17 protein-coding genes are annotated in these 22,671 nt (G+C 54.5%); 6 read left to right on the top strand and 11 right to left on the bottom strand.

Annotation, left to right across the window (positions count from 1 at the left end; all coding sequences use genetic code 11):
• Positions 1-74: 74 nt before the first annotated feature.
• From hutG to hutC, 3 genes are all read right to left on the bottom strand, one after another.
• Entirely contained in the window at positions 75-899 is an 825-nt protein-coding gene (gene hutG / locus J1779_RS02160) for an N-formylglutamate deformylase (RefSeq protein WP_217202735.1), read from the bottom strand.
• Entirely contained in the window at positions 896-2,155 is a 1,260-nt protein-coding gene (gene hutI / locus J1779_RS02165) for an imidazolonepropionase (protein WP_217202736.1), read from the bottom strand. Before hutI ends, hutG begins: the two co-directional genes overlap by 4 nt.
• Positions 2,156-2,256: 101 nt before the next feature.
• Positions 2,257-3,057 carry a histidine utilization repressor gene (gene hutC, locus J1779_RS02170; RefSeq protein ID WP_136376670.1) on the bottom strand — a complete coding sequence of 267 codons (801 nt, stop codon included), beginning with the start codon at positions 3,055-3,057 and terminating at the stop codon, positions 2,257-2,259.
• A gap of 264 nt (positions 3,058-3,321) precedes the next feature.
• On the opposite strand from hutC, the gene J1779_RS02175 reads away from it, so the two are divergent.
• The 4 genes from J1779_RS02175 to hutU all read left to right on the top strand — a co-directional run bounded on the left by J1779_RS02175 (position 3,322) and on the right by hutU (position 8,610).
• A complete protein-coding gene (locus J1779_RS02175) occupies positions 3,322-4,695 on the top strand; it encodes a formimidoylglutamate deiminase (RefSeq protein ID WP_217202737.1) in 1,374 nt (457 codons plus the stop codon).
• Positions 4,692-5,267: a HutD/Ves family protein gene (locus J1779_RS02180; protein WP_217202738.1), complete on the top strand. Its 576-nt coding sequence runs from the start codon at positions 4,692-4,694 to the stop codon at positions 5,265-5,267. The genes J1779_RS02175 and J1779_RS02180 overlap by 4 nt, the downstream gene beginning before the upstream one ends.
• Positions 5,268-5,348: 81 nt before the next feature.
• Positions 5,349-6,899, top strand: a complete 1,551-nt coding sequence (hutH, locus tag J1779_RS02185) for a histidine ammonia-lyase (RefSeq protein WP_217202739.1) — start codon at positions 5,349-5,351, stop codon at positions 6,897-6,899.
• A 28-nt stretch (positions 6,900-6,927) separates the two neighbouring features.
• Entirely contained in the window at positions 6,928-8,610 is a 1,683-nt protein-coding gene (gene hutU, locus J1779_RS02190) for a urocanate hydratase (RefSeq protein ID WP_056777453.1), read from the top strand.
• Between the two features lie 159 nt (positions 8,611-8,769).
• On the opposite strand, the gene J1779_RS02195 is transcribed toward hutU, so the two are convergent.
• Together J1779_RS02195 and J1779_RS02200 are read right to left on the bottom strand one after the other, a co-directional pair.
• Positions 8,770-10,854: a putative bifunctional diguanylate cyclase/phosphodiesterase gene (locus tag J1779_RS02195; RefSeq protein WP_056777448.1), complete on the bottom strand. Its 2,085-nt coding sequence runs from the start codon at positions 10,852-10,854 to the stop codon at positions 8,770-8,772.
• A 388-nt stretch (positions 10,855-11,242) separates the two neighbouring features.
• Complete coding sequence (locus tag J1779_RS02200) at positions 11,243-12,292, bottom strand: LacI family DNA-binding transcriptional regulator (RefSeq protein WP_217202740.1); 1,050 nt, start codon at positions 12,290-12,292, stop codon at positions 11,243-11,245.
• A 271-nt stretch (positions 12,293-12,563) separates the two neighbouring features.
• Here J1779_RS02200 and ascF point away from each other — a divergent pair, with 271 nt between their 5' ends.
• Both ascF and J1779_RS02210 read left to right on the top strand, forming a co-directional pair.
• Complete coding sequence (gene ascF, locus J1779_RS02205; protein ID WP_238485033.1) at positions 12,564-14,039, top strand: PTS cellobiose/arbutin/salicin transporter subunit IIBC; 1,476 nt, start codon at positions 12,564-12,566, stop codon at positions 14,037-14,039.
• A 25-nt stretch (positions 14,040-14,064) separates the two neighbouring features.
• On the top strand, positions 14,065-15,495 hold the full coding sequence (locus J1779_RS02210; protein WP_217202741.1) for a 6-phospho-beta-glucosidase: 1,431 nt from the start codon (positions 14,065-14,067) through the stop codon (positions 15,493-15,495).
• 111 nt (positions 15,496-15,606) lie between these two features.
• On the opposite strand, the gene J1779_RS02215 is transcribed toward J1779_RS02210, so the two are convergent.
• The 6 genes from J1779_RS02215 to J1779_RS02240 form a co-directional block, all read right to left on the bottom strand.
• Positions 15,607-15,858: a hypothetical protein gene (locus J1779_RS02215; protein ID WP_217202742.1), complete on the bottom strand. Its 252-nt coding sequence runs from the start codon at positions 15,856-15,858 to the stop codon at positions 15,607-15,609.
• 45 nt (positions 15,859-15,903) lie between these two features.
• Positions 15,904-16,986 carry an Ig-like domain-containing protein gene (locus J1779_RS02220; protein WP_217202743.1) on the bottom strand — a complete coding sequence of 361 codons (1,083 nt, stop codon included), beginning with the start codon at positions 16,984-16,986 and terminating at the stop codon, positions 15,904-15,906.
• Between the two features lie 90 nt (positions 16,987-17,076).
• Entirely contained in the window at positions 17,077-17,967 is an 891-nt protein-coding gene (locus J1779_RS02225) for a SinI family autotransporter-associated protein (protein WP_056777430.1), read from the bottom strand.
• A gap of 59 nt (positions 17,968-18,026) precedes the next feature.
• Entirely contained in the window at positions 18,027-20,285 is a 2,259-nt protein-coding gene (locus J1779_RS02230) for an inverse autotransporter beta domain-containing protein (RefSeq protein WP_338019846.1), read from the bottom strand.
• Between the two features lie 374 nt (positions 20,286-20,659).
• The gene (locus J1779_RS02235; RefSeq protein WP_238485035.1) at positions 20,660-21,331 is read right to left on the bottom strand and encodes a helix-turn-helix domain-containing protein; all 672 of its coding nucleotides are present in this window, start codon (positions 21,329-21,331) and stop codon (positions 20,660-20,662) included.
• A gap of 207 nt (positions 21,332-21,538) precedes the next feature.
• Positions 21,539-22,546, bottom strand: a complete 1,008-nt coding sequence (locus J1779_RS02240; protein WP_217202745.1) for a LacI family DNA-binding transcriptional regulator — start codon at positions 22,544-22,546, stop codon at positions 21,539-21,541.
• Positions 22,547-22,671: the final 125 nt, after the last annotated feature.

A 22,671-nucleotide genomic window follows, 5' to 3' on the forward strand; every position in this document is an offset into this window, starting at 1 on the left:
TGTGACGGGGAAATGACAGCAGGCGCTGCGCGGGAAAACGGAGGGTGCAGGCCGGAAACCTGCACCGCAAAGGGTTAACGGTAGTGCGACTCTCCCCATGCCAGCATGCCCGCCAGCAGCGGTTTCAGCACGCCCTGAAGTTCGGTGGCTTTGTCTTCGGACCAGGCAAAGGGCTCGATTTCTTCCATGTAATTTACCTGTGCCAGCTCCAGCTGAACCGCGTGCTGGTCGGCCTGCGGCTGCCCGTACTCGCGGGTGATGTATCCGCCTTTAAAACGCCCGTTGAGCACGTGGCTAAACCGCGTTTGTTGCAGGCAACAGCCTTCCACCGCGTCGCTCAGCCCCGGCAGGCAGCTCGCGCCGTCGTTGGTGCCCAGATTGAGATCCGGCAGTTTACCCTCGAAAAGCCGCGGAATGCGCGAGGCGATGGAGTGCGCATCAAACAGCAACGCATAGCCAAATTCCTGTTTCATCCGCGCCAGTTCCGCCTGAAGGGTCTGATGATACGGCTGCCAGATTTGCGCCAGATACTGCTGACGCTGTGCGGCGGTTGGTTCCATGCCGGGTTTAAAGGTCGGGCGTCCGTCGAACAAGGTATCGGGGAACAGCCCGGTTGTGGCCGTGGCATAAAGCGGTGTGTCGTCCGCCGGGCGGTTGAGATCAATCACAAAGCGTGAATATTCACCCACCAGAATGCTGGCACCGAGCGCGCGCGCAAAATCGTACAGGCGGGGAATATGCCAGTCGGTATCAGACAACGGCAGCGCCGCATCCGTCAGACCACTGGCGACTTCCGGCGTCAGGTGCGTGCCTGCGTGAGGAATGCTGATCAGCAACGGCGCAGTTCCCCGGATAAAATGGTAAGGATTGGCGATAACGTGATTAGCTGAAAGGCTCATAAACGAACGTCTCCACGGGAGTGACCACGATAAACAACGGTGCAGGGCAGCTGACCACCCAGCCAGTAAACCAGCTCAGCCGGACGCGAAAGCGGCCAGTGAATAAAATCGGCGACTTTTCCCACCTCCAGCGTGCCGTGTGTGGCCTGCAAACCCAGCGCGCGTGCGCCGTGACAGGTCACGCCTGCCAGCGCTTCCTCCGGCGTGAGGCGAAACAGCGTGCAGCCCATATTCAGCATTAAACGCAGGGAAAGGGCGGGCGACGTGCCCGGATTGGCATCACTGGCCAGCGCCATCGGCACGCCGTGCTGGCGAAAGAGGGCGACGGGCGGGCACTGCGTTTCGCGCAGCAGGTAATACGCGCCCGGCAGCAACACCGCCACGGTACCGCTGGCCGCCATGGCGATAGCGTCGGCGTCGGTGGCGTATTCGAGATGATCGGCAGACAGCGCGTGATGACGTGCGGCCAGCGCGCTGCCGTGCAGGGAAGAGAGTTGTTCAGCATGAATTTTCACCGGCAGGCCGAGAGCCTGAGCGGCAGTGAAAACCCGCTCGACCTGTTCCGGCGAGAACGCCAGGTGTTCGCAAAAGGCATCCACGGCGTCCGCCAGGTGTTCTCTGGCAACCACCGGCAGCAGGGTGTCACAAATCAGCTGAATGTAATCATCAGCCCGGCCTTTGAACTCCGGCGGCAGAGCGTGCGCGGCAAGACAGGTGGATTTCACCTCCACCGGCAACATGTGCCCCAGCCTGCGGATCACCCGCAGCATTTTGATTTCGCTTTCCACGCTCAGGCCGTAACCCGATTTAATCTCCACGCAGGTTACGCCCTCGGCCAGCAGCGGTTGCAGGCGGAACAATGCCTGCGCCAGCAGTTCCTCCTCGCTGGCCGCGCGGGTAGCGTTCACCGTCGATAAAATTCCGCCGCCTGCCGCCGCAATGTCCGCGTAGCTCACGCCGTTCAGACGTTGCTCGAACTCTGCGCTGCGGTCACCGCCGAAAACCAGATGGGTATGGCAGTCAACCAGCCCCGGCGTGATGATCCCGCCTGAAAACGCATGTTCCACGGCGCCGGGAAAATCCGGGCAGTCAGCCTCGCTGCCGACCCAGAGAATGTGGCCGTCGCGCACGGCGATCACGCCGTTTTCGATCAGGTTATAGTGCCCGTCCTGCATGGTGACCAGCGTGGCACCACGCCATACGCTGTCACAATCGCGGGAGGGGGCAGAAGAGTGCGGGGACGTTGTTACCGGCATGGCAGGCTCCAGGTGGCGATCAATTGTCGGGATAATCATCTTGTATAGACAACTAAAGTCAACCTAGCGCATTCGCCGATAACCGGCAAGCGAAAAGCCGCTTAACCGTGACTGGTGAAACGTCCGAACAGCTGATAACGGGAACCGGGATAAATCAGACGTGCCGAGGTGACCACGCGGTTGCCGCTCCAGGTGCGGCGATGGATCAGCAAACAAGGCTCATGTTCACCCAGTTGCAACAGCTCCCGCTGTTCGTCGCTGGCACTGATGGCTTCAACGCGGTGCTCACCGGCGGTCAGCGGCGCAATGGTCATCAGATACGTGTACGGCGACTGTTTGTTCAGCACTTCCTGCAGATAGTCCGGCGCAGTCTCGGGGTTGACGAAACGTTCTTCAATCTGCACCGGCACCCGGTCTTCGTAATGGACAATTTGCGAATAGAACAGGATCGCGCCGGGGGCGATTTCCATTTGCTGCGCCTGAGCGGCATCGGCCAGCCGCGCTTCGCACACCAGAATTTTGCTGTCATGGCGATGGCCGCGCCGGGCGATTTCATCGGCAATGTTGTGCACTTCCAGCATCGGGGTGTAAGCCTTGGCTTCGGCAACGAACGTGCCGACACCCTGCATGCGGATCAGAAAACCTTCGCTGGTCAGTTCTCGCAGCGCCCGGTTGATGGTCATGCGGCTGACGCCCAGTTCGTTCACCAGTTCGCTTTCCGACGGCACACGCTGATGCGGTTTCCACACGCCTGCGCGGATCTGGCTGATGATCGCCTGTTTGACGCGCTGATAGATCGGGGCGGGGGTGTCGCTCATCGCGGCGGCCAGTTCGGACAATGTCTGCTGGGACACTCCCTGTTGCGCTGCACCGTACTGCAAAAGTGGCGTCGGCTCCGACATGTCTTTTACCTCGTTCATTGAGTTTTCAACGCTCTTCATTTCACACGCATTGTCAGATGTGCAATGGCTGAATGGGATCCCTGATACAGCCCCGTAGTGTCCACCACGGGCAGGCAAACGAAAAGAGGACGACGGAAACAAAAATCAAAAAAATTCCTGTTGCAAGTTTACAGCGCAATCAGGCATATGTATATGTATAGACAAGTTGCTCAAAACTTTCTCACATCGGGTTTTATTTCCCCATGTTTAATCAGGAACGATGTCATGGCTGCTTATTTTGCTTCACGCGCTTTACTCGCCGAAGGCTGGGCGCACGATGTACGTCTGGACGTGGATGCTGCCGGAATGCTGACGGCGGTCACCGCAGGCAGCGATTCGCAAGACTGCATCAGGCTGTCAGGGCCGGTTGTGCCGGGAATGCCTAACCTGCATTCGCATGCTTTCCAGCGGGTGATGGCCGGTCTGGCGGAAGTCGCCGGGGATCCGCAGGACAGTTTCTGGACATGGCGCGACCTGATGTATCGCATGGTGCAGCGCCTGACGCCGGAGCAAACCGGTATCATCGCCCGCCAGCTGTACATCGAAATGCTCAGGGGCGGTTATACCCAGGTCGCCGAATTCCACTATCTGCACAATGATGTCAGCGGGCAGCCGTATGCCGATCGCGGTGAAATGACCGCGCAGTTAAGTGCCGCGGCGGAGCAGGCAGGCATCGGTCTGACGCTGCTGCCGGTGCTGTATCGCTACGCAGGATTTGGCGGGCAGCCTGCGCAGCCCGGCCAGAAACGCTTTATTCAGGATGTGGACGGCTATCTGCAACAGCAGGCGGTGGTTCGCCAGCAGCTCAGCGGCAAACCTCTGCAAAATAGCGGGCTGTGCTTTCACTCCCTGCGCGCGGTGACCCTCGGGCAAATGCGTGAGGTGCTGGCAGCGGGCGATGCGCACTCGCCGGTGCATATCCACATTGCCGAACAGCTGAAAGAAGTGAACGACTGCCTCGGCTGGAGCGGACAGCGTCCGATCACCTGGCTTTACGATAATCTCGATATTGACCGCCGCTGGTGTCTTATTCACGCCACCCATGCCGACCGTTTTGAGCTTGCCAGCATGGCGAAAAGCGGTGCTGTCGCCGGATTATGCCCGACGACGGAAGCCAATTTAGGCGACGGTATTTTCCCCGGTGTGGAGTACCTCGGGCACCAGGGCCGCTGGGGCATCGGCTCCGACAGCCACGTTTCGCTCAACGTCGTGGAAGAACTGCGCTGGTTTGAATACGGCCAGCGTCTGCGCGATCAGCGCCGTAACCGTCTGACGCTGGCACATCAACACTCGGTGGGTGATGTGCTGTATTCACAGGCTTTACAGGGCGGGGCGCAGGCGTGCGGCGTTAGTATTGGCAAACTCGCCAGCGGTTTTCGCGCCGACTGGCTGGTGCTGGACGGCAACGATCCTTATCTGGCGGCTGCTAAAAACAGTGAGCTGCTCAACCGCTGGCTGTTTGCCGGTCACGCCGGGCAAATCCGCGACGTTTATGTCGGGGGGATTGCCCGGATTATTGACGGACAACACGCGCAGCAACAGGCCGCCGCCGCAGATTTCCTGCGGGTGCTGAAGCAACTGGCGGAGGACGTCGCATGACCGGCTGGCAGCATTTCACCTTCGCCGGACTGCCGGTCACCCTCTGGCGTAACGGCGGTGGGGAAACCCGCGAAATCCTCAGCGCTGCGCAAGGAAACGCAGATTTTGACTGGCGCGCCAGCATCGCCACTATCGCGCAGGACGGCCCGTTTTCAGCTTTTCCCGGCATTGACCGCTCTATCACTTTGCTTTCCGGCGCAGGCGCACAGTTGCTCGCGCCACCGGACATCAGCCACTCCCTGACCCGCGCCGGTGAACCCTTTGCTTTCCCCGGCGAACTGGCGATCACCGCACGTCTCACCGCAGGCGTCACCACCGATTTCAACATCATGACGCGCCGCGCGGTGTGCCATGCGCAGGTGATTGCCGCACGGGAAACGCTGTCAGTTTCCACCGATCAGAGCGGTGTGATCTATGTTGTGAGCGGTGAATGGCAGATGCCGGACGGACGGCGCATCAGGCAGGGAGAAGGGTTTTGCCGGGCCACACCGGCTGCCCGCGCAGACACCGCCCGGATACATACAGAACACCCGGACAGCCTGCTGCTCTGGGCCGCGATCGTCTTTCACTAATCAGTAGCGTACAGCCACCCGACAGGCTCCGGTCTGGTTAGGGTGAACTCTTAGCTTCACTTGTCTATACAGGAATAGATTATGGCTTCTTCATCCACAGAATTGACCCTTTGCCACCTGCAACCGGGTCTGGTTGATTTACCGATGCTGCGCAACATTTATCAGGGCAACGTGCGTCTCGAACTGGCTGAGGAAGCACGGGCCGACGTGCAGGCTTCACAGGAAACGGTCACTCGCATTGTGGAGTCCGGCAAGGTGGTGTACGGCATCAATACCGGTTTTGGCAAACTGGCACAAACCCGTATTCCGGCGGACCGGCTGGCGGAACTGCAACGTAATCTGGTGCTGTCACACAGCGTCGGCATAGGCAAAGATCTGGCCGATAACGTGGTGCGGCTGGTGATGGCGACCAAAGTGCTGAGCCTGTCGCGCGGGCATTCCGGGATCCGGATGGCGGTGATCGACGCGCTGATCGAATTGTTTAACGCCGGGGTGTATCCCTGCATTCCGGAAAAAGGCTCGGTGGGGGCATCCGGCGATTTAGCGCCGCTGGCCCATCTTTCCCTGATGCTGATAGGCGAAGGGCAGGTGACGGTAAAAGGGCAGAAAGTGTCAGCCCGCGAAGGGTTAGCGGTCGTCGGGCTTGAGCCGTTTGAACTCGGGCCGAAAGAGGGGCTGGCGCTGCTTAACGGCACGCAGGTGTCCACCTCGCTGGCGCTCTCCGGGCTGTTTGAGGCCGAGCGGGTCTTCTCCGCCGGTCTGGTCGCCGGTGCGCTGTCGCTGGAGGCCATCAAAGGGTCCGTCAAACCGCTGGATCCGCGTATTCATCAGGCGCGCGGGCAGATCGGGCAAATCGCCGTGGCCGCGGCGGTGTCGGAACTGCTGGCGGGCAGTGACATTGTCACTTCCCATGCCGGGTGCAGCCGCGTGCAGGATCCCTATTCCATCCGCTGTGTGCCGCAGGTGATGGGCGCCTGCCTGGATAATTTGCATCACGCCGCACGTATTTTACGTATTGAGGCCAACGCGGCGTCTGATAATCCGCTGGTGTTTGCTGAGAACGGAGAGGTGATTTCCGGCGGGAATTTCCACGCCGAGCCGGTGGCCTTTGCGGCGGATATTCTGGCGCTGGCGATTGCTGAGATCGGCGCGATTTCAGAACGCCGCATGGCGCTGCTGCTTGATACCGGGTTGTCAGGCCTGCCGCCGTTCCTGGTCAACGACGGCGGAGTCAATTCCGGCTTTATGATTGCGCAGGTCACCGCCGCGGCGCTGGCATCCGAGAACAAATCTCTGGCGCACCCCGGCAGCGTGGACAGCCTGCCCACGTCGGCCAATCAGGAAGATCATGTGTCCATGGCGACCTACGCCGCGCGGCGTCTGGGCGACATGTGCTTTAACACCAGCGTGGTGGTCGGCATCGAAGCGATGGCCGCGGCGCAGGGCATCGATTTCCACCGTCCGTTGCAAAGTTCGGCCCTGCTGGAAAACGAGCTGAAAGCCATTCGCGCCGACGTGCCTTTCCTTGAACAAGACCGCCTGATGGCACCGGATGTCGAGATGATGCGTCTGTGGGCCACCCGTGAACACTGGCCGGTGGTCATTGAAGCGCTGTTGCCAAGTTTTGCCTGATTCTCCTGACCCGATAAAGGATACGAAAATGAACGCTCCACAAAAAACTGCCGTTGCCCGCGTAGTTCGTGCCCCGCACGGCACAGAACTCAGTTGCCAGAACTGGCTGATCGAAGCGGCTTACCGCATGTTGCAGAATAACCTCGACCCGGACGTGGCCGAGCGCCCGGACGATCTGGTGGTGTACGGCGGCATTGGCAAAGCGGCGCGTAACTGGCCGGCTTTCGAAGCCATTCTCGACAGCCTGCGCAAGTTGCGTGAAGACGAAACGCTGCTGGTGCAATCCGGTAAACCGGTGGGCGTGTTCCGTACGCACACCGATGCGCCCCGCGTGCTGATCGCCAACTCCAATCTGGTGCCGCACTGGGCAAACTGGGAGCACTTCCACCAGCTGGATAAAGCCGGGCTGATGATGTACGGCCAGATGACCGCCGGTTCGTGGATCTATATCGGTGCGCAGGGCATCGTCCAGGGCACTTACGAAACCTTCGCCGAAGCAGGGCGTCAGCATTACAACAGCGACCTGCGCGGCAAGTGGATTTTAACGGCCGGTCTGGGCGGTATGGGCGGCGCACAACCGCTGGCCGGTGTGCTGGCCGGCGCCTGCGTGCTGGCGATTGAATGTCAGGAATCGCGCATTGATTTCCGCCTGCGCACCCGCTATCTCGATTACAAGGCGCACAGCATTGATGAGGCGCTGGCGATGATCGAAAAAGCCTGTGCAGAGAAGAAAGCGATTTCCGTGGGATTACTGGGTAACGCGGCTCAGCTGATGCCGCAACTGGTGGCACGCGCCAAAGAAGGCGGCCTGCGTCCGGATATGGTCACCGACCAGACTTCCGCACACGACCCGCTGAACGGTTATCTGCCGGAAGGCTGGAGCCTGGAACAATGGCAGGCGGCGCGTCAGTCCGACCCGCAGTCAGTGATTAAGGCCGCGAAAGCCTCGATGGCGAAACACGTTCTGGCGATGCTGGATTTCCACGCGATGGGCATCCCGACCGTGGATTACGGCAACAACATCCGTCAGGTGGCAAAAGACGAAGGTGTGACTAATGCGTTTGATTTCCCGGGGTTTGTTCCGGCCTATATCCGCCCGCTGTTTTGCGAAGGCAAAGGGCCGTTCCGCTGGGTGGCGCTCTCCGGTGACCCGGAAGATATCTACAAAACGGATGCCAAACTGAAAGAGCTGTTCCCGGATAATGCCAATCTGATCAACTGGCTGGACATGGCGCGTGAACGCATTGCCTTCCAGGGACTCCCGGCGCGCATCTGCTGGCTGGGGCTGGGCGAGCGTCATATTGCCGGTCTGGCCTTCAACGAAATGGTGCGCAACGGCGAGCTGAAAGCGCCGGTGGTGATTGGCCGCGACCATCTGGACACTGGTTCAGTGGCATCGCCAAACCGTGAAACCGAGGCGATGAAAGATGGTTCGGATGCGGTGTCTGACTGGCCGTTGCTGAACGCCTTGCTCAATACCGCAGGCGGTGCGACCTGGGTCAGCCTGCACCACGGCGGCGGCGTCGGTATGGGCTTCTCGCAACATGCGGGCATGGTGATTGTGGCGGACGGCACACCCGAGGCGGATGCCCGGCTGGCGCGCGTACTGTGGAATGATCCGGCGACCGGCGTCATGCGTCATGCGGATGCTGGCTATGAACAGGCAGCCGAATGCGCAGCGCGGCATGACCTGAATTTACCGATGATCTGAGCCGTAACGTGAGGTGAAAACCGCCGCCCGCTTAACGTACTCCGATAAGCGGGCGGCGGTCGTTTTATCAACGCTGTGATGTAATCGGCTGAATTAACCGAAAAAAGCCCCTTTTATTGCCCGATCAAAAAGGGCGGGTGTCGTGTCTAATGGCTAGCATCAGACAGGTGTAAAGCCCAGCAGGCGGGACTCTGAGGGCTGAGGCCGTCCAAAAAAATACCCCTGGAACAGCGAACACCCTTCTTCTTTCAGACGCCGGAACTGCTCGTCGGTTTCCACGCCTTCGGCGGTGGTCTGAATATCCAGACTGCGGCTCATGCCGGTGATGGCGCGGATAATCGCCAGCGCTTCCGGACTGTCCTGCATATCATTAATGAATGACCGGTCGATTTTGATTTTGTCGAACGGGAATGACCGCAGATAGCTCAGTGACGAATACCCGGTGCCAAAATCGTCCAGCGCGATGCGGATGCCCAGCGCTTTCAGCTGGCGCAGCGTACCGACATTTCCGAGCGTGTTGTCCAGCAGCACGGACTCGGTGATTTCCACTTCCAGCCGTTCCGGCGCAAGCCCCGAGGCGGCCAGAGCCGATTCAACGACGGACACCAGACCGCTGTTTTTGAACTGGATCGGCGAGAGGTTCACCGCCACTGTCTGATTTCCCGCCCAGGTAGCGGCCTCGCGACAGGCTTCATGCAGCGCAAAAGATCCCAGGCTGTGTATCAGGCCCGTTTCTTCGGCAATCGGGATGAAATCGACCGGCATGATCAGCCCGTTTTGCGGATGGTGCCAGCGCATCAGCGCTTCATAGCCCATCACGGCATCGTGCCGCGCATCGGTGATCGGCTGGTAATAAAGACGCAGCTGATTGCAGGTTATGGCGTCGCGCAGATCCATTTCGACCACACGGCGTTTACGCGCGGCGGCGTCCATCTCAATGCGGAAATCTTCATAGCGGTTGCGGCCATTGCGTTTGGCTTCGTACAGCGCCATATCCGCGCAGCGCAGCAGCTGATCCGGGGAGTTATCCGTCGAATCTGCCAGCGCAATACCGATGCTCAGGCCGACCGACAACGAGTGACCGTCGATGATCACCGGCGGGCGCACCGATTCAATCAGGCGTTTTGAGATCTGATGCGCATCGGAGATATCTTTCAGCCCCGGCAGCACCACGGCAAACTCATCGCCGCCAATTCGCGCCAGCGTATCGTCGTCACGCAGGGTCATGCGCAGCCGTTTGGCAATGGCGCGCAGCAGTTCATCGCCGACCTGATGACCGAGTGCGTCGTTGACGTTTTTGAAATTATCGAGATCCAGACACAGCGTGGCCGTATGCGTGTGGCTGTAACTGTCGTGTTGCAGGGCTTCGTTGAGGCGCTGACTGAACAGGATGCGGTTGGGCAGGCTGGTCAGATTATCGTGGTGCGCCATGTGGTGGATACGCGCATGGGCGGCGTGCTGGTCAGTCACGTCGTCGGCGATCATCATGACGTAGCTGGTTTGCGGATCGTGCCCGCGGATCACCGAACTGGTGGTTTGCAGCGTGCGGTCACCCACGGCGGTCAGCAGTTGCTGCTCGCTTTTATGCACGCCTTCTGCCCGCAGACATTCATCTGACTGCTTATTGATAAAGGTGCTCAGGCCGACGCCCATGCAGTCTTGCGGACGTTTACCCAGCATCTCTTCGCGCGAAATGCCCAGCAGACGTTCAGCCTGACGATTCACCAGCAAAATTTCCCGTGAGACAGCGTTTTCGACAATCACAGACGAAGGAATATTGGCGATCACCGTGTTGAGAAACTGGGTGAGGGCGGAGAGTTGCTCGCTGTTGGATTCTGCCAGATCTTTGGCATACATCAGCGCCTGTTCATTTTCACGGCGTTCGGTGACGTCGCGGGTGATTTTGGCAAAACCGATGATGTTACCGGATTCACGCAGGGCTTCGATGATCACATGCGCCCAGAAGCGTGAACCGTCTTTGCGCTGTCGCCAGCCTTCGGATTCATAGCGGCCGGTTTCCCGTGCCGTCTCCAGCCCGTGCTGCGGCCAGCCACTTTTTTTATCTTCCTCGGTGTAAAAACACGAAAAATGCTTCCCGACCACTTCCTCAGGCGAATAGCCCTTAGCGCGCTGCGCACCGGCATTCCAGTTCGCCACGGTGCCATCGGGTTTCAGCATGTAAATAGCGTAATCTTCTACGCGTTGAACCAGCAACCGATACAGTACGTCAGAATCTTCGTTCATTATATTTTGCCTGCTAGCTGGCCGCCTCTGTGCGGGATCCTCCCAAATCAGAGTCCGGCTAAATAGTGCGCCTGTTCCCGACGCATTTCTGCTGTGATGTGCGGTGAAACGTTAGCATAAGATAATTCTCAGTTCGTCAAATTTTGCCTCTAACGTGCTTAAAATTAAGCCTTTTTAGCAAAAAGATCGGCCTTAAGTGAAATTTCACTTTTGGTCTGAAAGAGGCGTAAAAGTTATCGGCAGTAACCTGCCGGGCTTTAATGAAAGGGCACAAAAAGCTTAAGGGTTTGTAAGGCAATTGAGGGGGGCGGGTCAGGCAGAAATAAGAAAGCCGCAACAGGTTGCGGCTTGACATAAAAAGGGCATTTCGGGCAGGGCAAACGCCGCCTTATTTTAGTGCAGGTTCGCGGTCGGAGAGCGCCGTGGAATAATAGGGCCCGTCAATGACCGACTCGCGCAAAATAACGTCGGAGGTAAACTGATTCTGTTGTGATAAATACCCGCCATCGAGCATCGAAATAATCTGGTTAATCACTTCGCTGACCATATCGCTGACCGGATCTTTCACGCTGGAGAGCGCGGGAATTAAAAACGGCGCAGTAGGAATATTATCAAAGCCTATTACCGAGACCTGCGCAGGTACCGCGACGGCGGCGTGGCTGAGCTGTTTCATTGCGCCGATCGCCATGTCATCGTTGCTGGCAATCAGCGCGCTGAACGTGACGCCACGGGCGAGAAGGGTTTCGACCGCCGCTGCGCCGCTGGCCGGTGACCATTTCCCGGCCACGATCAGGTCTTCCTTCACCCCGATTCCGGCAGAGATTAAGGCGTCTTTATAACCCGACAGACGTTCAGTGGCGGTCGGGGAATCCATTGAACCAGTAATAAACGCAATATCGCGATGGCCGCGTTCAATCAATGTCCGGGTGGCCTGAAAACTCGACCCTTTATGATCACAATAAATACAGTGGCTCTGATGTTTTCTCAGCTTACGGTTTACCACCATCACCGGTTTTTTATATTTATCGATGATCACGTCCATTTCATCGACCGTTAAAAAGCGCGGATAAATAATGATGCCGTCGCAGCGTAAATCATGCAGGAAATCGATCGCCTCGCGCTCTTCGGCAGCGCTGTTTTTGCCGTCCACCAGGATCAGTTGCCGCCCGTTGGCGTCCAGTTTTTTGGCGGCCTGCGAGATCAGTTCGCTAAAATAATTGCCGTTATACAAGGTGTTGGTGACCACCAGGCCGATGCACATCGATTTGCTGGTCGCCAGATTACGGGCCAGTAAATTCGGGCGATAGCCGGTTTCTTCGATGGCTTTAAAAACCTGATCTTTTGTTTCCTGGGTCACATAGCCTTTCCCGGAAAGCACCCGCGAAACCGTGGCTTTTGAGACGCCTGCTCTTGACGCTACTTCCTGCATTGTCGACATCAGGCACACCTGAAAAATAAAAATGATTCGCTATTCTACACATTTCGTCAGTTTTTCGAGGATTTCGACGCGCGAAGCCACCGCATGGAGATCGTCATCACAAAAATGAAACAGCGTTGTTACTTTTTATTGAAGTCAGCATCAGAACTGAACATTCTCGTATGTAACCGGTTACCTATTGTTTCATCCACCGACTTAAAAAGCGCGAAAAACAGCATTTAACGCTCACAGCATCATTCATAACCCTATGAATTCGAGAGAGTTGTCACTCATGTCAAAGAATTTTGCAGCAATGTCACAGTCGATCGTCAGTGCCCTCGGCGGCGCGGATAACGTCGCGGCGGTTACGCACTGCATGACCCGTTTACGTTTTGTGCTTAATGACGCCTCGCGGGTTGATGGCGCAACCCTGAAAAACATCACCGGGGTGATGGGGGTCGTGCGTAATGAAAATCAGTGTCAGGTGATCATTGGCAACAACGTGTCGCAGGCCTATGCCGAAGTACAGAAACTGCTGCCGGAAGGCGTATCGGGAGCAAATCTTGCGCCGGTAAAACGGAAAATTACCTTAAAAAGCATTGGGTCGGGGATTCTTGACGCGCTGATTGGTACAATGTCGCCGCTGATCCCGGCGATCATCGGCGGCTCTATGGTAAAACTGCTGGCGATGATGCTCGAGATGACCGGCGTACTCGAGAAGGGCGCGTCTACCCTGGTGATTCTCAACACTATTGGTGACGGCGCGTTCTTCTTCCTACCGGTGATGGTCGCGGCTTCGGCAGCGGTAAAATTCAAAACCAATATGTCGCTGGCTATCGCCATTGCCGGTGTGCTGCTCCATCCGGCGTTTATCGATCTGATGGCGAAAGCGGCGGCCGGGCAAAAAGTCGAATTTATCGGCATCTCCATCACGGCGGTGAAATACACCTACACCGTCATTCCCGCGCTGTGCATGACCTGGATGCTGTCTTATATCGAAAGATGGGTTGACCGCATTACGCCGGTCGTGACCAAAAACTTCCTTAAACCGATGCTGATCATGCTGATTGCCGCACCGATCGCCATCGTCATTATCGGCCCGCTGGGGATCTGGATCGGCACCGGCATTTCTGCGGGCGTGTATACCGTTCATCACTATCTTGGCTGGCTTTCCGTCGCCATCATGGGGGCGGCCTGGCCGCTGCTGGTGATGACCGGGATGCACCGGGTGTTTACGCCGGGCATCATTCAGACCATCGCCCAGACCGGCAAAGAAGGCATGGTGATGCCGTCCGAAATTGGCGCCAACCTGTCCCTTGGCGGGTCTTCGCTGGCCGTGGCGTGGCGCACCAAAAATCCGGAATTACGTCAGACCGCGCTGGCCGCTGCCGCTTCGGCAATCATCGCCGGCATTTCTGAACCGGCACTCTACGGTGTCGCGCTGCGGCTGAAACGCCCGCTAATCGCCTGTCTTATCAGCGGATTTATCTGCGGCGGCGTGGCCGGGCTCGGCGGGCTCGCCAGCCACTCGATGGCCTCACCGGGGCTGTTCACCAGCGTCCAGTTCTTCGATCCGTCCAACCCGATGAGCATCGTCTGGGTATTTGGCGTGATGATTCTGGCGATTGTGATTTCCTTCGTCACCACGCTGTTGCTCGGCTTTGAAGATATTCCGGTGGAGACGGCGCAGCCTGACGTTCAGCAGCCGACGGACACCCCGCAATCCAGCCCCTTTGCCGCCGGGCAAAGTGCGCTAAAAACACATTAAAGACCCTACAGAAGAGGACTTTCTCATGGCAGCATCACCATTTCCTGACGGCTTTTTATGGGGCGGCGCGATAGCCGCCAATCAGGCCGAAGGTGCCAGTTTTGAAGGCGGAAAAGGCCTGACCACGGTGGATATGATCCCGCACGGCCAGCACCGGCTGGCGGTGAAAACCGGTCAGGAAAAACGTTTTTCGCTCAGAGACGATGAGTTTTATCCTGCCCATCAGGCGATTGATTTTTACCATCGTTACAAAGAAGACATCGCGCTGATGGCGGAGATGGGCTTTACGGTATTCAGAACCTCGATCGCCTGGAGCCGTCTTTATCCGAACGGTGACGAACTGACGCCAAACGCCGAAGGCATCGCGTTTTACCGTGACGTGTTTGCCGAGTGCAAAAAATACGGCATCGAACCGCTGGTGACGCTGTGCCACTTCGACGTGCCGATGCACCTGGTGATCGAATACGGCTCGTGGCGTAACCGTAAAATGGTGGAGTTTTTCGCCCGCTACGCGCGCACCTGCTTTGAAGCCTTTGACGGGCTGGTGAAATACTGGCTGACCTTTAACGAGATCAATATTCTGCTGCACAGCCCGTTCTCCGGCGCTGGTCTGGTGTTCGAAGAAGGGGAAGATCAGGAACAGGTGAAATATCAGGCCGCGCATCATGAGCTGGTTGCCAGCGCCCTGGCGACCAAAATTGCCCATGACGTGAACCCGCAAAATCAGGTCGGCTGCATGCTGGCGGGCGGTAATTTCTACCCGCGCACCTGCAAACCGGAAGACGTGTGGGCGGCGTTGCAAAAAGATCGCGAGAACCTGTTCTTTATCGACGTCCAGGCGCGTGGCGAATATCCTTCTTATACCCGCCGCGTCTTCGCGCAGAAGGGGATAACCATTGCGAAAGAGCCGGGGGATGACGACATTCTGAAAAATACCGTCGATTTTGTGTCGTTCAGTTATTACGCCTCCCGCTGCGCCTCGGCAGACATGAACGACAATAACAGCAGCGCAGCAAACATCGTTAAATCACTGAAAAACCCGCACATCGAGGTCAGCGAATGGGGGTGGGGCATCGACCCGCTCGGCCTGCGCATCACCATGAACATGATGTACGACCGCTATCAGAAACCGTTATTTTTGGTGGAAAACGGCCTGGGTGCGAAAGATGAAATTAACGAGCGTGGCGAAATCGATGACGATTACCGCATCAGCTATTTGCGTGAGCATATTCAGGCGATGGGCGAAGCCATTACCGACGGTATTCCGGTCATCGGTTACACCTCGTGGGGCTGTATCGATCTGGTGTCGGCATCCACCGGTGAAATGAGCAAACGCTACGGTTTCTTGTATGTCGATCGCGATGACAGCGGCAACGGCACGCTGGAGAGAAAACGTAAGAAATCGTTCTGGTGGTATAAAAAGGTGATCGCCAGTCACGGAACGGATTTGCAGTAATCTGACCGGGTAATAAATATTCAGGCCAGCGCCATGCTGGCCTTTATTTTGGCGCATCCTTTATGACACTCTGTGGTGTTTTAAATAGTGGTCATCCTCTTATACAATCACTTAATGAATGAGGGCTAACAGCTTTGCCCACTCCTCAACCTGTGAACGGTATATAAACTCAATAATATCGGTATCATAAAGTCTCATGCCTTTAATTTCTAATGCAATGCAGGGATAGTTTACAGGCATATGTCTGACCAGTTCATTTTCAATTTCAACGGCTTCAAGCATTGGCGGAAAACCGTCATCAATATATAAATAATCTTTCGTCATCCATTCTCTGTATTCGGATTCATTATTTAATAGTTTCATCGTGATTACTCATGTTTTCTGTAATGACAGACAGCGTTATGCTTTTCATTCTACACAGGCATAACCCTCAACGATATCTTGTGTGTTAGAGGAAATATGACCATCTGACAGGTAGGCATAGGCGTAGGCACTGACATCGAAACTGGAAATATCAGAAGACCAGAAGACAACGCCTGAATGCGGCATATCTTCCACACTTTCTCCCCATTCTTCCCACAAAGAGGTGCCGGGTGCATGACGGACATGTTGTCCTGCGGAGAGTTCATCCAGCTTAGGCAGACGCAGCCCCTGATTTTCACACGCTTTTTTGGCGTCCGGCCAATTTTTGCTGGAGGTACTTGCGGTGTAAAAACGCTCAGGGGAGAATATAATGGACGCTCTTTTCTCATTATGTCTGGCCATAATACGCACCGCGCCTTTTGTTTTAAATGTCACCAGTCCGCTGTTCGAGACTGTCGCGATGGCACTGTTACTGGTGGTCCAGTCTAACTGGTCAGCCAGGTTATCTGTTTCCATTTGTATTTGGGCACCCGCAAAGGCGGTGTGTAAACTGTTATCGCCACTCACTGTTAATCGCGCGGAGGGATTATTCGGTGCGACGATATATCCCACAATATTGATAGCGTGCGGGTTTACCGGTCCGTCAGGAATATTATCCGAATTGTCATAACTGCTGATATCGCCGATCTGAAGGGGAGTATTTTCCTGAGGAAAACCGGTAACCGTTTTCGGAGTAATGTTCACACCGATGACACAGCCCTTGTCGGCGGGCCTGATAACATAATTTGTCTTGCCTTGTGACAGCGTTCGCTTATTATTCGCCGCATCCAGACATATCCATTCGACAGAAGGGAGGGTCACATCATCATCACCTTCATCATCATTAAAACGCCAGGATAAAGAAATACTGTCATTGATTTCAAGTTCGTCATTATCGCCAATAATATCGTTATCCCGCGTGATATTTATCGTTTCGGGAAGGTCTTTATTATTGTAAATCACAGGCGCTGTACCGGCGACGATGCCCGCTGACCCCGTCATGACTTCTGCGGTTGCCATGAATGAGACGCCGAGAGAGGTTGCCACTAAAAAAGCGATCCCGGTGACGTTGGGTTTATTCGTTTTCATTTTTTACACCATAACAGCGGGAGTCTGGTTATTCAGTAAAGGGAAATAAACCGGGCGGTCGTCGCCCGGCTTATTCAACGCCGGGAAAGATTATTTTTGACGCTTACCGGACTTTAATGTGGCTTTCACTTTTGCGGTGTAATCCACTTTCAGCTGATAACCCTGAATACCGTCCGGACCGGCGCTGGCGAAGACGTTCTTCGCATCAGCGTTGGTTAATGGCAGTTTCAGATCCTTGTTATCGGTTGAGCTGACGGCCGCACCTCCTGCTGTACCCGCCGTTGCCGAGGTACCCTCGAAGGTCCACACGTAGCTGTAGTTAGAGGAAGCATCCACTTCACCGGCATCCATGACGTTGTTGTTGTTGGTGTCATACCAGATTTTGAACTGATAGCTGTGGCCAAGGATCAGCTGACTGTTCGCTTTGCCAATCAGGTTAGTGCCAGGATCGGCTGCATCCACAATCATGGTTGACACAGTTCCGCCAACGACCGGACCGTCAGGGATATTATCTGTGGTGTCATTTTTACTGACATCCTGAATGGTGAGGGTTTCTCCGACCGCTGGGATACCCGTCGAGGTGGTTTCAATGATCGTCACGCCAAGATAACGTCCGGCATCGGCCTGCGCGAGCGTATAGTCGGCTTTGCCGTCAGCAGCGGTGATATCCTTTTTGTCGCTCTGACCGTCTGACGTGGTGAACCATTTAATGGTTTTTTCACTGGCGTCCGTATCCCCTTCGGCGTCTTTTAAAACATAACTCAGGGTGACTTTATCTCCGACGGCCATTCCCGTGACAGAGCCACTTTCATGTCCGTTAGAAAATGAGACGCTGTGATCGACGGCACCCGCACCGGTCCCGGTGAGAACAGGTTTGGTACCCATTATCTGACCCGCGCTGGCGGTGGTATCCGCAACGGCAAACTGTGAACAGCTCGCAAATAACAGGGTGGCGAGTAATGTTTTATTGAAATTTTTCATAGGTAATAAAGACTCTTGTTAATGAGATAATCTTAAACTCTGAATGAAGCTGCCAGTTATTATCGGGTTCGTAATGACTCAACGGATTTCAACCCTTCCTGCGTCAGCTGATAATCCACTTTTAATTCATAACCCTGAATACCTTCTGCTCCGGCACCGGCGAAAACGCTCTTCGCCATAGCATTGGTGGCTGGCAGAATAAGGCTATGGTTGTCCGTCGCGGAAACGGCAAAGCCGCCCGGCGTTCCCGCCGGCGTAATCCCGGTAAATTGCCAGCGGTAATTCACAAGCGACGATAATGGTGTTGACGAGGTGTCAGAAATAGTTTCCCGGTCACTGGCATCCCACTGACCATTGTTATTACTGTCGTAGGCGACCCTGAATAAATATTCATGGCCTAACTGAAGGGTATTTCCCCGGGTAGCCGTCAGATTAATATCCGGGGCTGCTTTATCCACAATGGCGGTATAAAACATGGTTTCAGCCGGGGAGAAATTAATCAGCACCGCATTGGTCCGTTGAGTTTCTTTATTTTCTGGTGAAGCGACAATGCTATAAACGCCGCTCATGGTACTGCTGACCGCGGCTTTTCCATTATCCGGAGAACGGGTGTAGAAAAGACAAGATGTTGCTGCGTCGCATTTTTCTTTTGATGCGTGAATCACCACTTCGCTGCTATGACTTTTATCTTCCATTTTGTAAGCACGGAACGTCATATTCAGATCTTCTGCATTAATCGGTGTCGTTTCACCTGCCAGCCCGGCAATTTTGCTCCCGCTGGCTTCTAAATCGACCACACTTTTACCGTCAGACAGAACTTTGGTGGTTTTCTTCTCCTCACCGGCATCATTAATAACCAGCTGATAGGAAGAAGGGGCTTCTGAAACGATTATATCCACTGCGTTTGACTGCTTGCTGCGCCCTTTATCGTCGAGCAGCATCACCGAGAGCGTATATTTATTGGCATCAGGATCCGGAGAATCCACCCAGGCCGGGAACGTCAATGTCCAGTGGTTATTGGTGCCTGCGCTGATATTTTGCTCAGGGGATAACGCGGGTAAACCTAACTGTGTTTCCGGATTAAACGCGCCAGAGGGGATCCAGCGGGCTTCTTTAATCGCCAGATGTGAGGAAATGGAGGCATTTACGGTCCAGTGACATCCTTCATAGGCCTGTGCTTGCTCCGGGGTATCAGCAAGAATACATTGTGCTGCGGTGCCCGTCGGTTTGAGGTACAAACCGATATCCAGATCGTTTTTTTCGCGGTATTCGAGAACGATGTGATTATTACGATCGACGAAATCCATCCGGCTGCCGGCCAGCGTTCTCATTTGCGACACGGCGGAAGGATCCAGTTGTTTTGAAATGGGCACGCCGATGCGGTAATCCAGTGCGAGTTCGGCGGTCACTTCATCGCTATCAGAATTCCCTTTTTTATACCCCACGCCAAGGGTGACCATGGGAACCGGCGTATAATCTGCGCCCAGCGTGACCGCGGAAGGGTCTTTTTGCAGATCATCAGTGCCAAATAGCGCCACTTCGTCACCGTAATACTTTTCATAAACCAGTGACGAACCAAGCTGAGGGTAGGCAGGTAAATAAGCCTGCACACGCATATCCCAGCCCCTTGCCGGGCGTTCTTCATAATCTTCCAGATCGCGGGAATCTTTCCATGAAGATAAAGGCAGATAATAGTTACCGCTGAGCTTTAAAAAGTTTGTCCAGGCCTCACCACCAAAACCTATACGCCGGTGATGCCGGGTAATATCGTAATCATAGAAAGTATTGGCACCAATCATCCAGTCCTGGCTGAGATTATGACGAATACCGGCACCCAGGTTAGCTATTGTCCTGCCATCGGTATTATGAGCAGAAATTTGATTAAAAAAGAGATTATCCTTTCCCTCAATAATCGGGATGAGATAATCCAGTGACGAGCCGTCAAGGCTTCCGTCATCATCGAGAACGAATTGCGTACTGATATGCCCGTAGGGAGAAAGTAAAGATTCGGCTTGCGCCTGTGCTGCGCCGCTGGCCATTCCTTTTCCGTACTGGAATAACTGTGATTTCAATCCTTCAGGTGTCAAATTTTGAAAATTTTGTTGCGCTTCACTCGTCGCCATTTGCGCCGTCTTCGAGGCCCAAATATCATTCTCAGCCGGGTTATTTTTTGTCTCGCTTTGATCTGCGTCGTCAGATGATTCAGCACGGCTGCCGAGATCAGGCAACGGAATATTATCAGAGGCCTGTACTGTCTCTGCAGGAATTTGACAAAATAAAGATATTGCCAATGAATAAAAAATAAATTCTTTCATCATATTATTAACCGATAATACGGGGCAAGTTCTTAAAAAAAGAATGATTGAGTATTCGCAATCAGATATTACTCTGGCTTTGCGCGGGTAAATTGTATTCCATGTGGGTGGATGAAGCAGATCTTAACAACAATGGGTTTTTACAACAACGTCCGTTTTTGGACAGTTGACCGGACTAACCGAATGAGAGATAAGAATTTTTTTATCGAAGTGATCTCTCGCGCCCAAAGCGCAGGAGAGCGTGAATTTTTCAGTGTTGATGTTATTTTTATTTAAAATCAGTGAGTTAACTAATGATTTAAAACCAGGAATATCAGAGGCTTTTGCACAAAGATTTTGGGTGATTGACAACTATTCAGAACAAACAGAACCCGCAGTCAGAATGATTTTGGCAGTTTTCTTAATATGCTTATCAGCTTGCCACTTTCTATTTTTATATATTCACCTTGCCGCAGGTGAGATAATATTTTCATTATTCCGCTGCGTGCCAGATGACTACGCTCTAAAATAAATGTAGGGACATTGATTTTGGTTTTTATCTCAGAGGGAACCTTATCCAGTTCAAGTAACAGGGCGCGCACAATTTCATAAGATGTCTTATTGATGAGCATGTTTGTTCGGTACGCGTGGTAATCATTGAAATAGGACTGGCAGATGAGCAGTTCTTCAAGAAGTGAGTTTGCATTTATAATCCGGATAACAGAGGATAAAGGCAGTGTTTCTAATACACAGTCAGGGCGGGAAATGAACTTATAGATACTGTCGCGATAGGGTGAACCTTGCATCCCGAAAATAGCGGGGGCGCGGGCAGTGGCAAATAGCATATTATCCGCGTTGCGGTAAATATCCACTGTACCTTCAATCACAAGCACGACCTGAGAATCACCTTGTTCATTATGCAGTTTAACCTCTCCTCCGGCGCGGTCGGGCAGTAATGGAGAAGATATTTGTTTGAATAACCCGATTAATTTAATGATTGTTTTAACGGGCTTTTGCATAGGATGATGACCTGAAGTCGACATTTTTTCAGACAGGTGTTGAGTGTTCATTCCGCCTCTGATTTATTTAAAATTAACTTTCCCTGTTCAGGCGGAAGTCTACCACGGCAGAGGAGAATTGCTATGGACTTAACACGTCAGGCGTTGTTGATTAATCTTTATAACATCCGTTGTTGCTACGGATGTTATAAAAAAGCAGAAATCTGATTTCTGAAAAATAATGTCATCATCGGTTAATGTGCATTAAAAACGGAAACATTATCCTGCGGTGCTCGCACGCACCTTCAGTTTTCCTGCCATGCGTACGCACGTTGCTGCATCTTCTCCTGAACAAATATATTCCACCGCCTGACGGCCCAGTTCGACATAAGGCAACTGTACGCTGGTCAGTTTCGGGGTCATCTGATCGGCAATGCGTTGATCGTCGTATCCGGCAACCAGAATATCCTGCGGAATACGCAGATGCAGTTCGGTCAGCGCCTGATAACATCCGAGCGTCATCCAGTCGCTGGAGCAAAAAATGGCATCGGGCGGTTCCGGCAGTTTCATCAGTGCCAGCGTGGCCTGATAGGTTTCATTCAGCGACCAGTTGGTGGCCATCACCCGCCGTTCATCATAAGGAATACCCGCGTGCGACAACGCTTCGCGGTAACCTTCACGGCGCATTTCGCAGGCCTCCATCCAGTTATCCCCCATGATATGCGCAATGCGTGTCGCGCCCTGTTCGATGAGGTGGCGGGTGATCTGCAACGCGTTAGCACGGTCGTCGGGCAGGAAGGTGGGCAGCAGCGGGAAGGCGCGATCGTAGACATTAAGCAGCACAACGGGAAGCGAGGTCTGGTTGGCGAATACCGAAAAATCAATCGCCTGCGTAACGGGAGAGGCGATGATGATGCCCGCACAGCGGCGCTGATTCAGCTGCGCAATGATACGCACCGCCAGCCCGATATCATCGCCATAATCATAGACGGTCAGCAGCGTATCGTGCCGCCACGCGGCTTCACGGGCTTCGCTCAGCGCATCAACAAAGGGATCGTAACTTGGCATGGCGTTGAGCAGCAGGGCGATCTCTTCCTGTCCGTTATCCCGGTGCGGCGCAGGCATTTTTTTATAGCCGAGCGACAGGGCGGTATCGAACACCCGCTGACGGGTTTCTTCGCTGAGTTTTATGGCGCGTGAGTTGTTTAAAATAAGCGAAACCGTTGCCTGTGAAACTCCCGCCTCACGTGCGATATCACTCATTGTCACTTTGTTCTTTTTCTCCATCCGCCTTTCCCCGTCACCCTGTTTTATGCCCGGCGCACTATATCACAGCACGCATTTTTGCCAGACCACCCGCGAGCTTGCCTGAAAAGAGTGTGATCTCACTTGCAGAACCCGCCCCCCATATT

It is taken from the genome of Rahnella rivi, assembly GCF_019049655.1.
Lineage (GTDB): Bacteria > Pseudomonadota > Gammaproteobacteria > Enterobacterales > Enterobacteriaceae > Rahnella > Rahnella rivi.

What these genes read in the sequence shown, in the direction of transcription:
- hutG (WP_217202735.1), bottom strand. Translation starts at nt 899, where the DNA reads ATGAGCCTTTCAGCTAATCACGTTATCGCCAATCCTTACCATTTTATC.
- hutI (WP_217202736.1), bottom strand. Translation starts at nt 2,155, where the DNA reads ATGCCGGTAACAACGTCCCCGCACTCTTCTGCCCCCTCCCGCGATTGT.
- hutC (WP_136376670.1), bottom strand. Translation starts at nt 3,057, where the DNA reads ATGTCGGAGCCGACGCCACTTTTGCAGTACGGTGCAGCGCAACAGGGA.
- J1779_RS02175 (WP_217202737.1), top strand. Translation starts at nt 3,322, where the DNA reads ATGGCTGCTTATTTTGCTTCACGCGCTTTACTCGCCGAAGGCTGGGCG.
- J1779_RS02180 (WP_217202738.1), top strand. Translation starts at nt 4,692, where the DNA reads ATGACCGGCTGGCAGCATTTCACCTTCGCCGGACTGCCGGTCACCCTC.
- hutH (WP_217202739.1), top strand. Translation starts at nt 5,349, where the DNA reads ATGGCTTCTTCATCCACAGAATTGACCCTTTGCCACCTGCAACCGGGT.
- hutU (WP_056777453.1), top strand. Translation starts at nt 6,928, where the DNA reads ATGAACGCTCCACAAAAAACTGCCGTTGCCCGCGTAGTTCGTGCCCCG.
- J1779_RS02195 (WP_056777448.1), bottom strand. Translation starts at nt 10,854, where the DNA reads ATGAACGAAGATTCTGACGTACTGTATCGGTTGCTGGTTCAACGCGTA.
- J1779_RS02200 (WP_217202740.1), bottom strand. Translation starts at nt 12,292, where the DNA reads ATGTCGACAATGCAGGAAGTAGCGTCAAGAGCAGGCGTCTCAAAAGCC.
- ascF (WP_238485033.1), top strand. Translation starts at nt 12,564, where the DNA reads ATGTCAAAGAATTTTGCAGCAATGTCACAGTCGATCGTCAGTGCCCTC.
- J1779_RS02210 (WP_217202741.1), top strand. Translation starts at nt 14,065, where the DNA reads ATGGCAGCATCACCATTTCCTGACGGCTTTTTATGGGGCGGCGCGATA.
- J1779_RS02215 (WP_217202742.1), bottom strand. Translation starts at nt 15,858, where the DNA reads ATGAAACTATTAAATAATGAATCCGAATACAGAGAATGGATGACGAAA.
- J1779_RS02220 (WP_217202743.1), bottom strand. Translation starts at nt 16,986, where the DNA reads ATGAAAACGAATAAACCCAACGTCACCGGGATCGCTTTTTTAGTGGCA.
- J1779_RS02225 (WP_056777430.1), bottom strand. Translation starts at nt 17,967, where the DNA reads ATGAAAAATTTCAATAAAACATTACTCGCCACCCTGTTATTTGCGAGC.
- J1779_RS02230 (WP_338019846.1), bottom strand. Translation starts at nt 20,285, where the DNA reads ATGATGAAAGAATTTATTTTTTATTCATTGGCAATATCTTTATTTTGT.
- J1779_RS02235 (WP_238485035.1), bottom strand. Translation starts at nt 21,331, where the DNA reads ATGAACACTCAACACCTGTCTGAAAAAATGTCGACTTCAGGTCATCAT.
- J1779_RS02240 (WP_217202745.1), bottom strand. Translation starts at nt 22,546, where the DNA reads ATGGAGAAAAAGAACAAAGTGACAATGAGTGATATCGCACGTGAGGCG.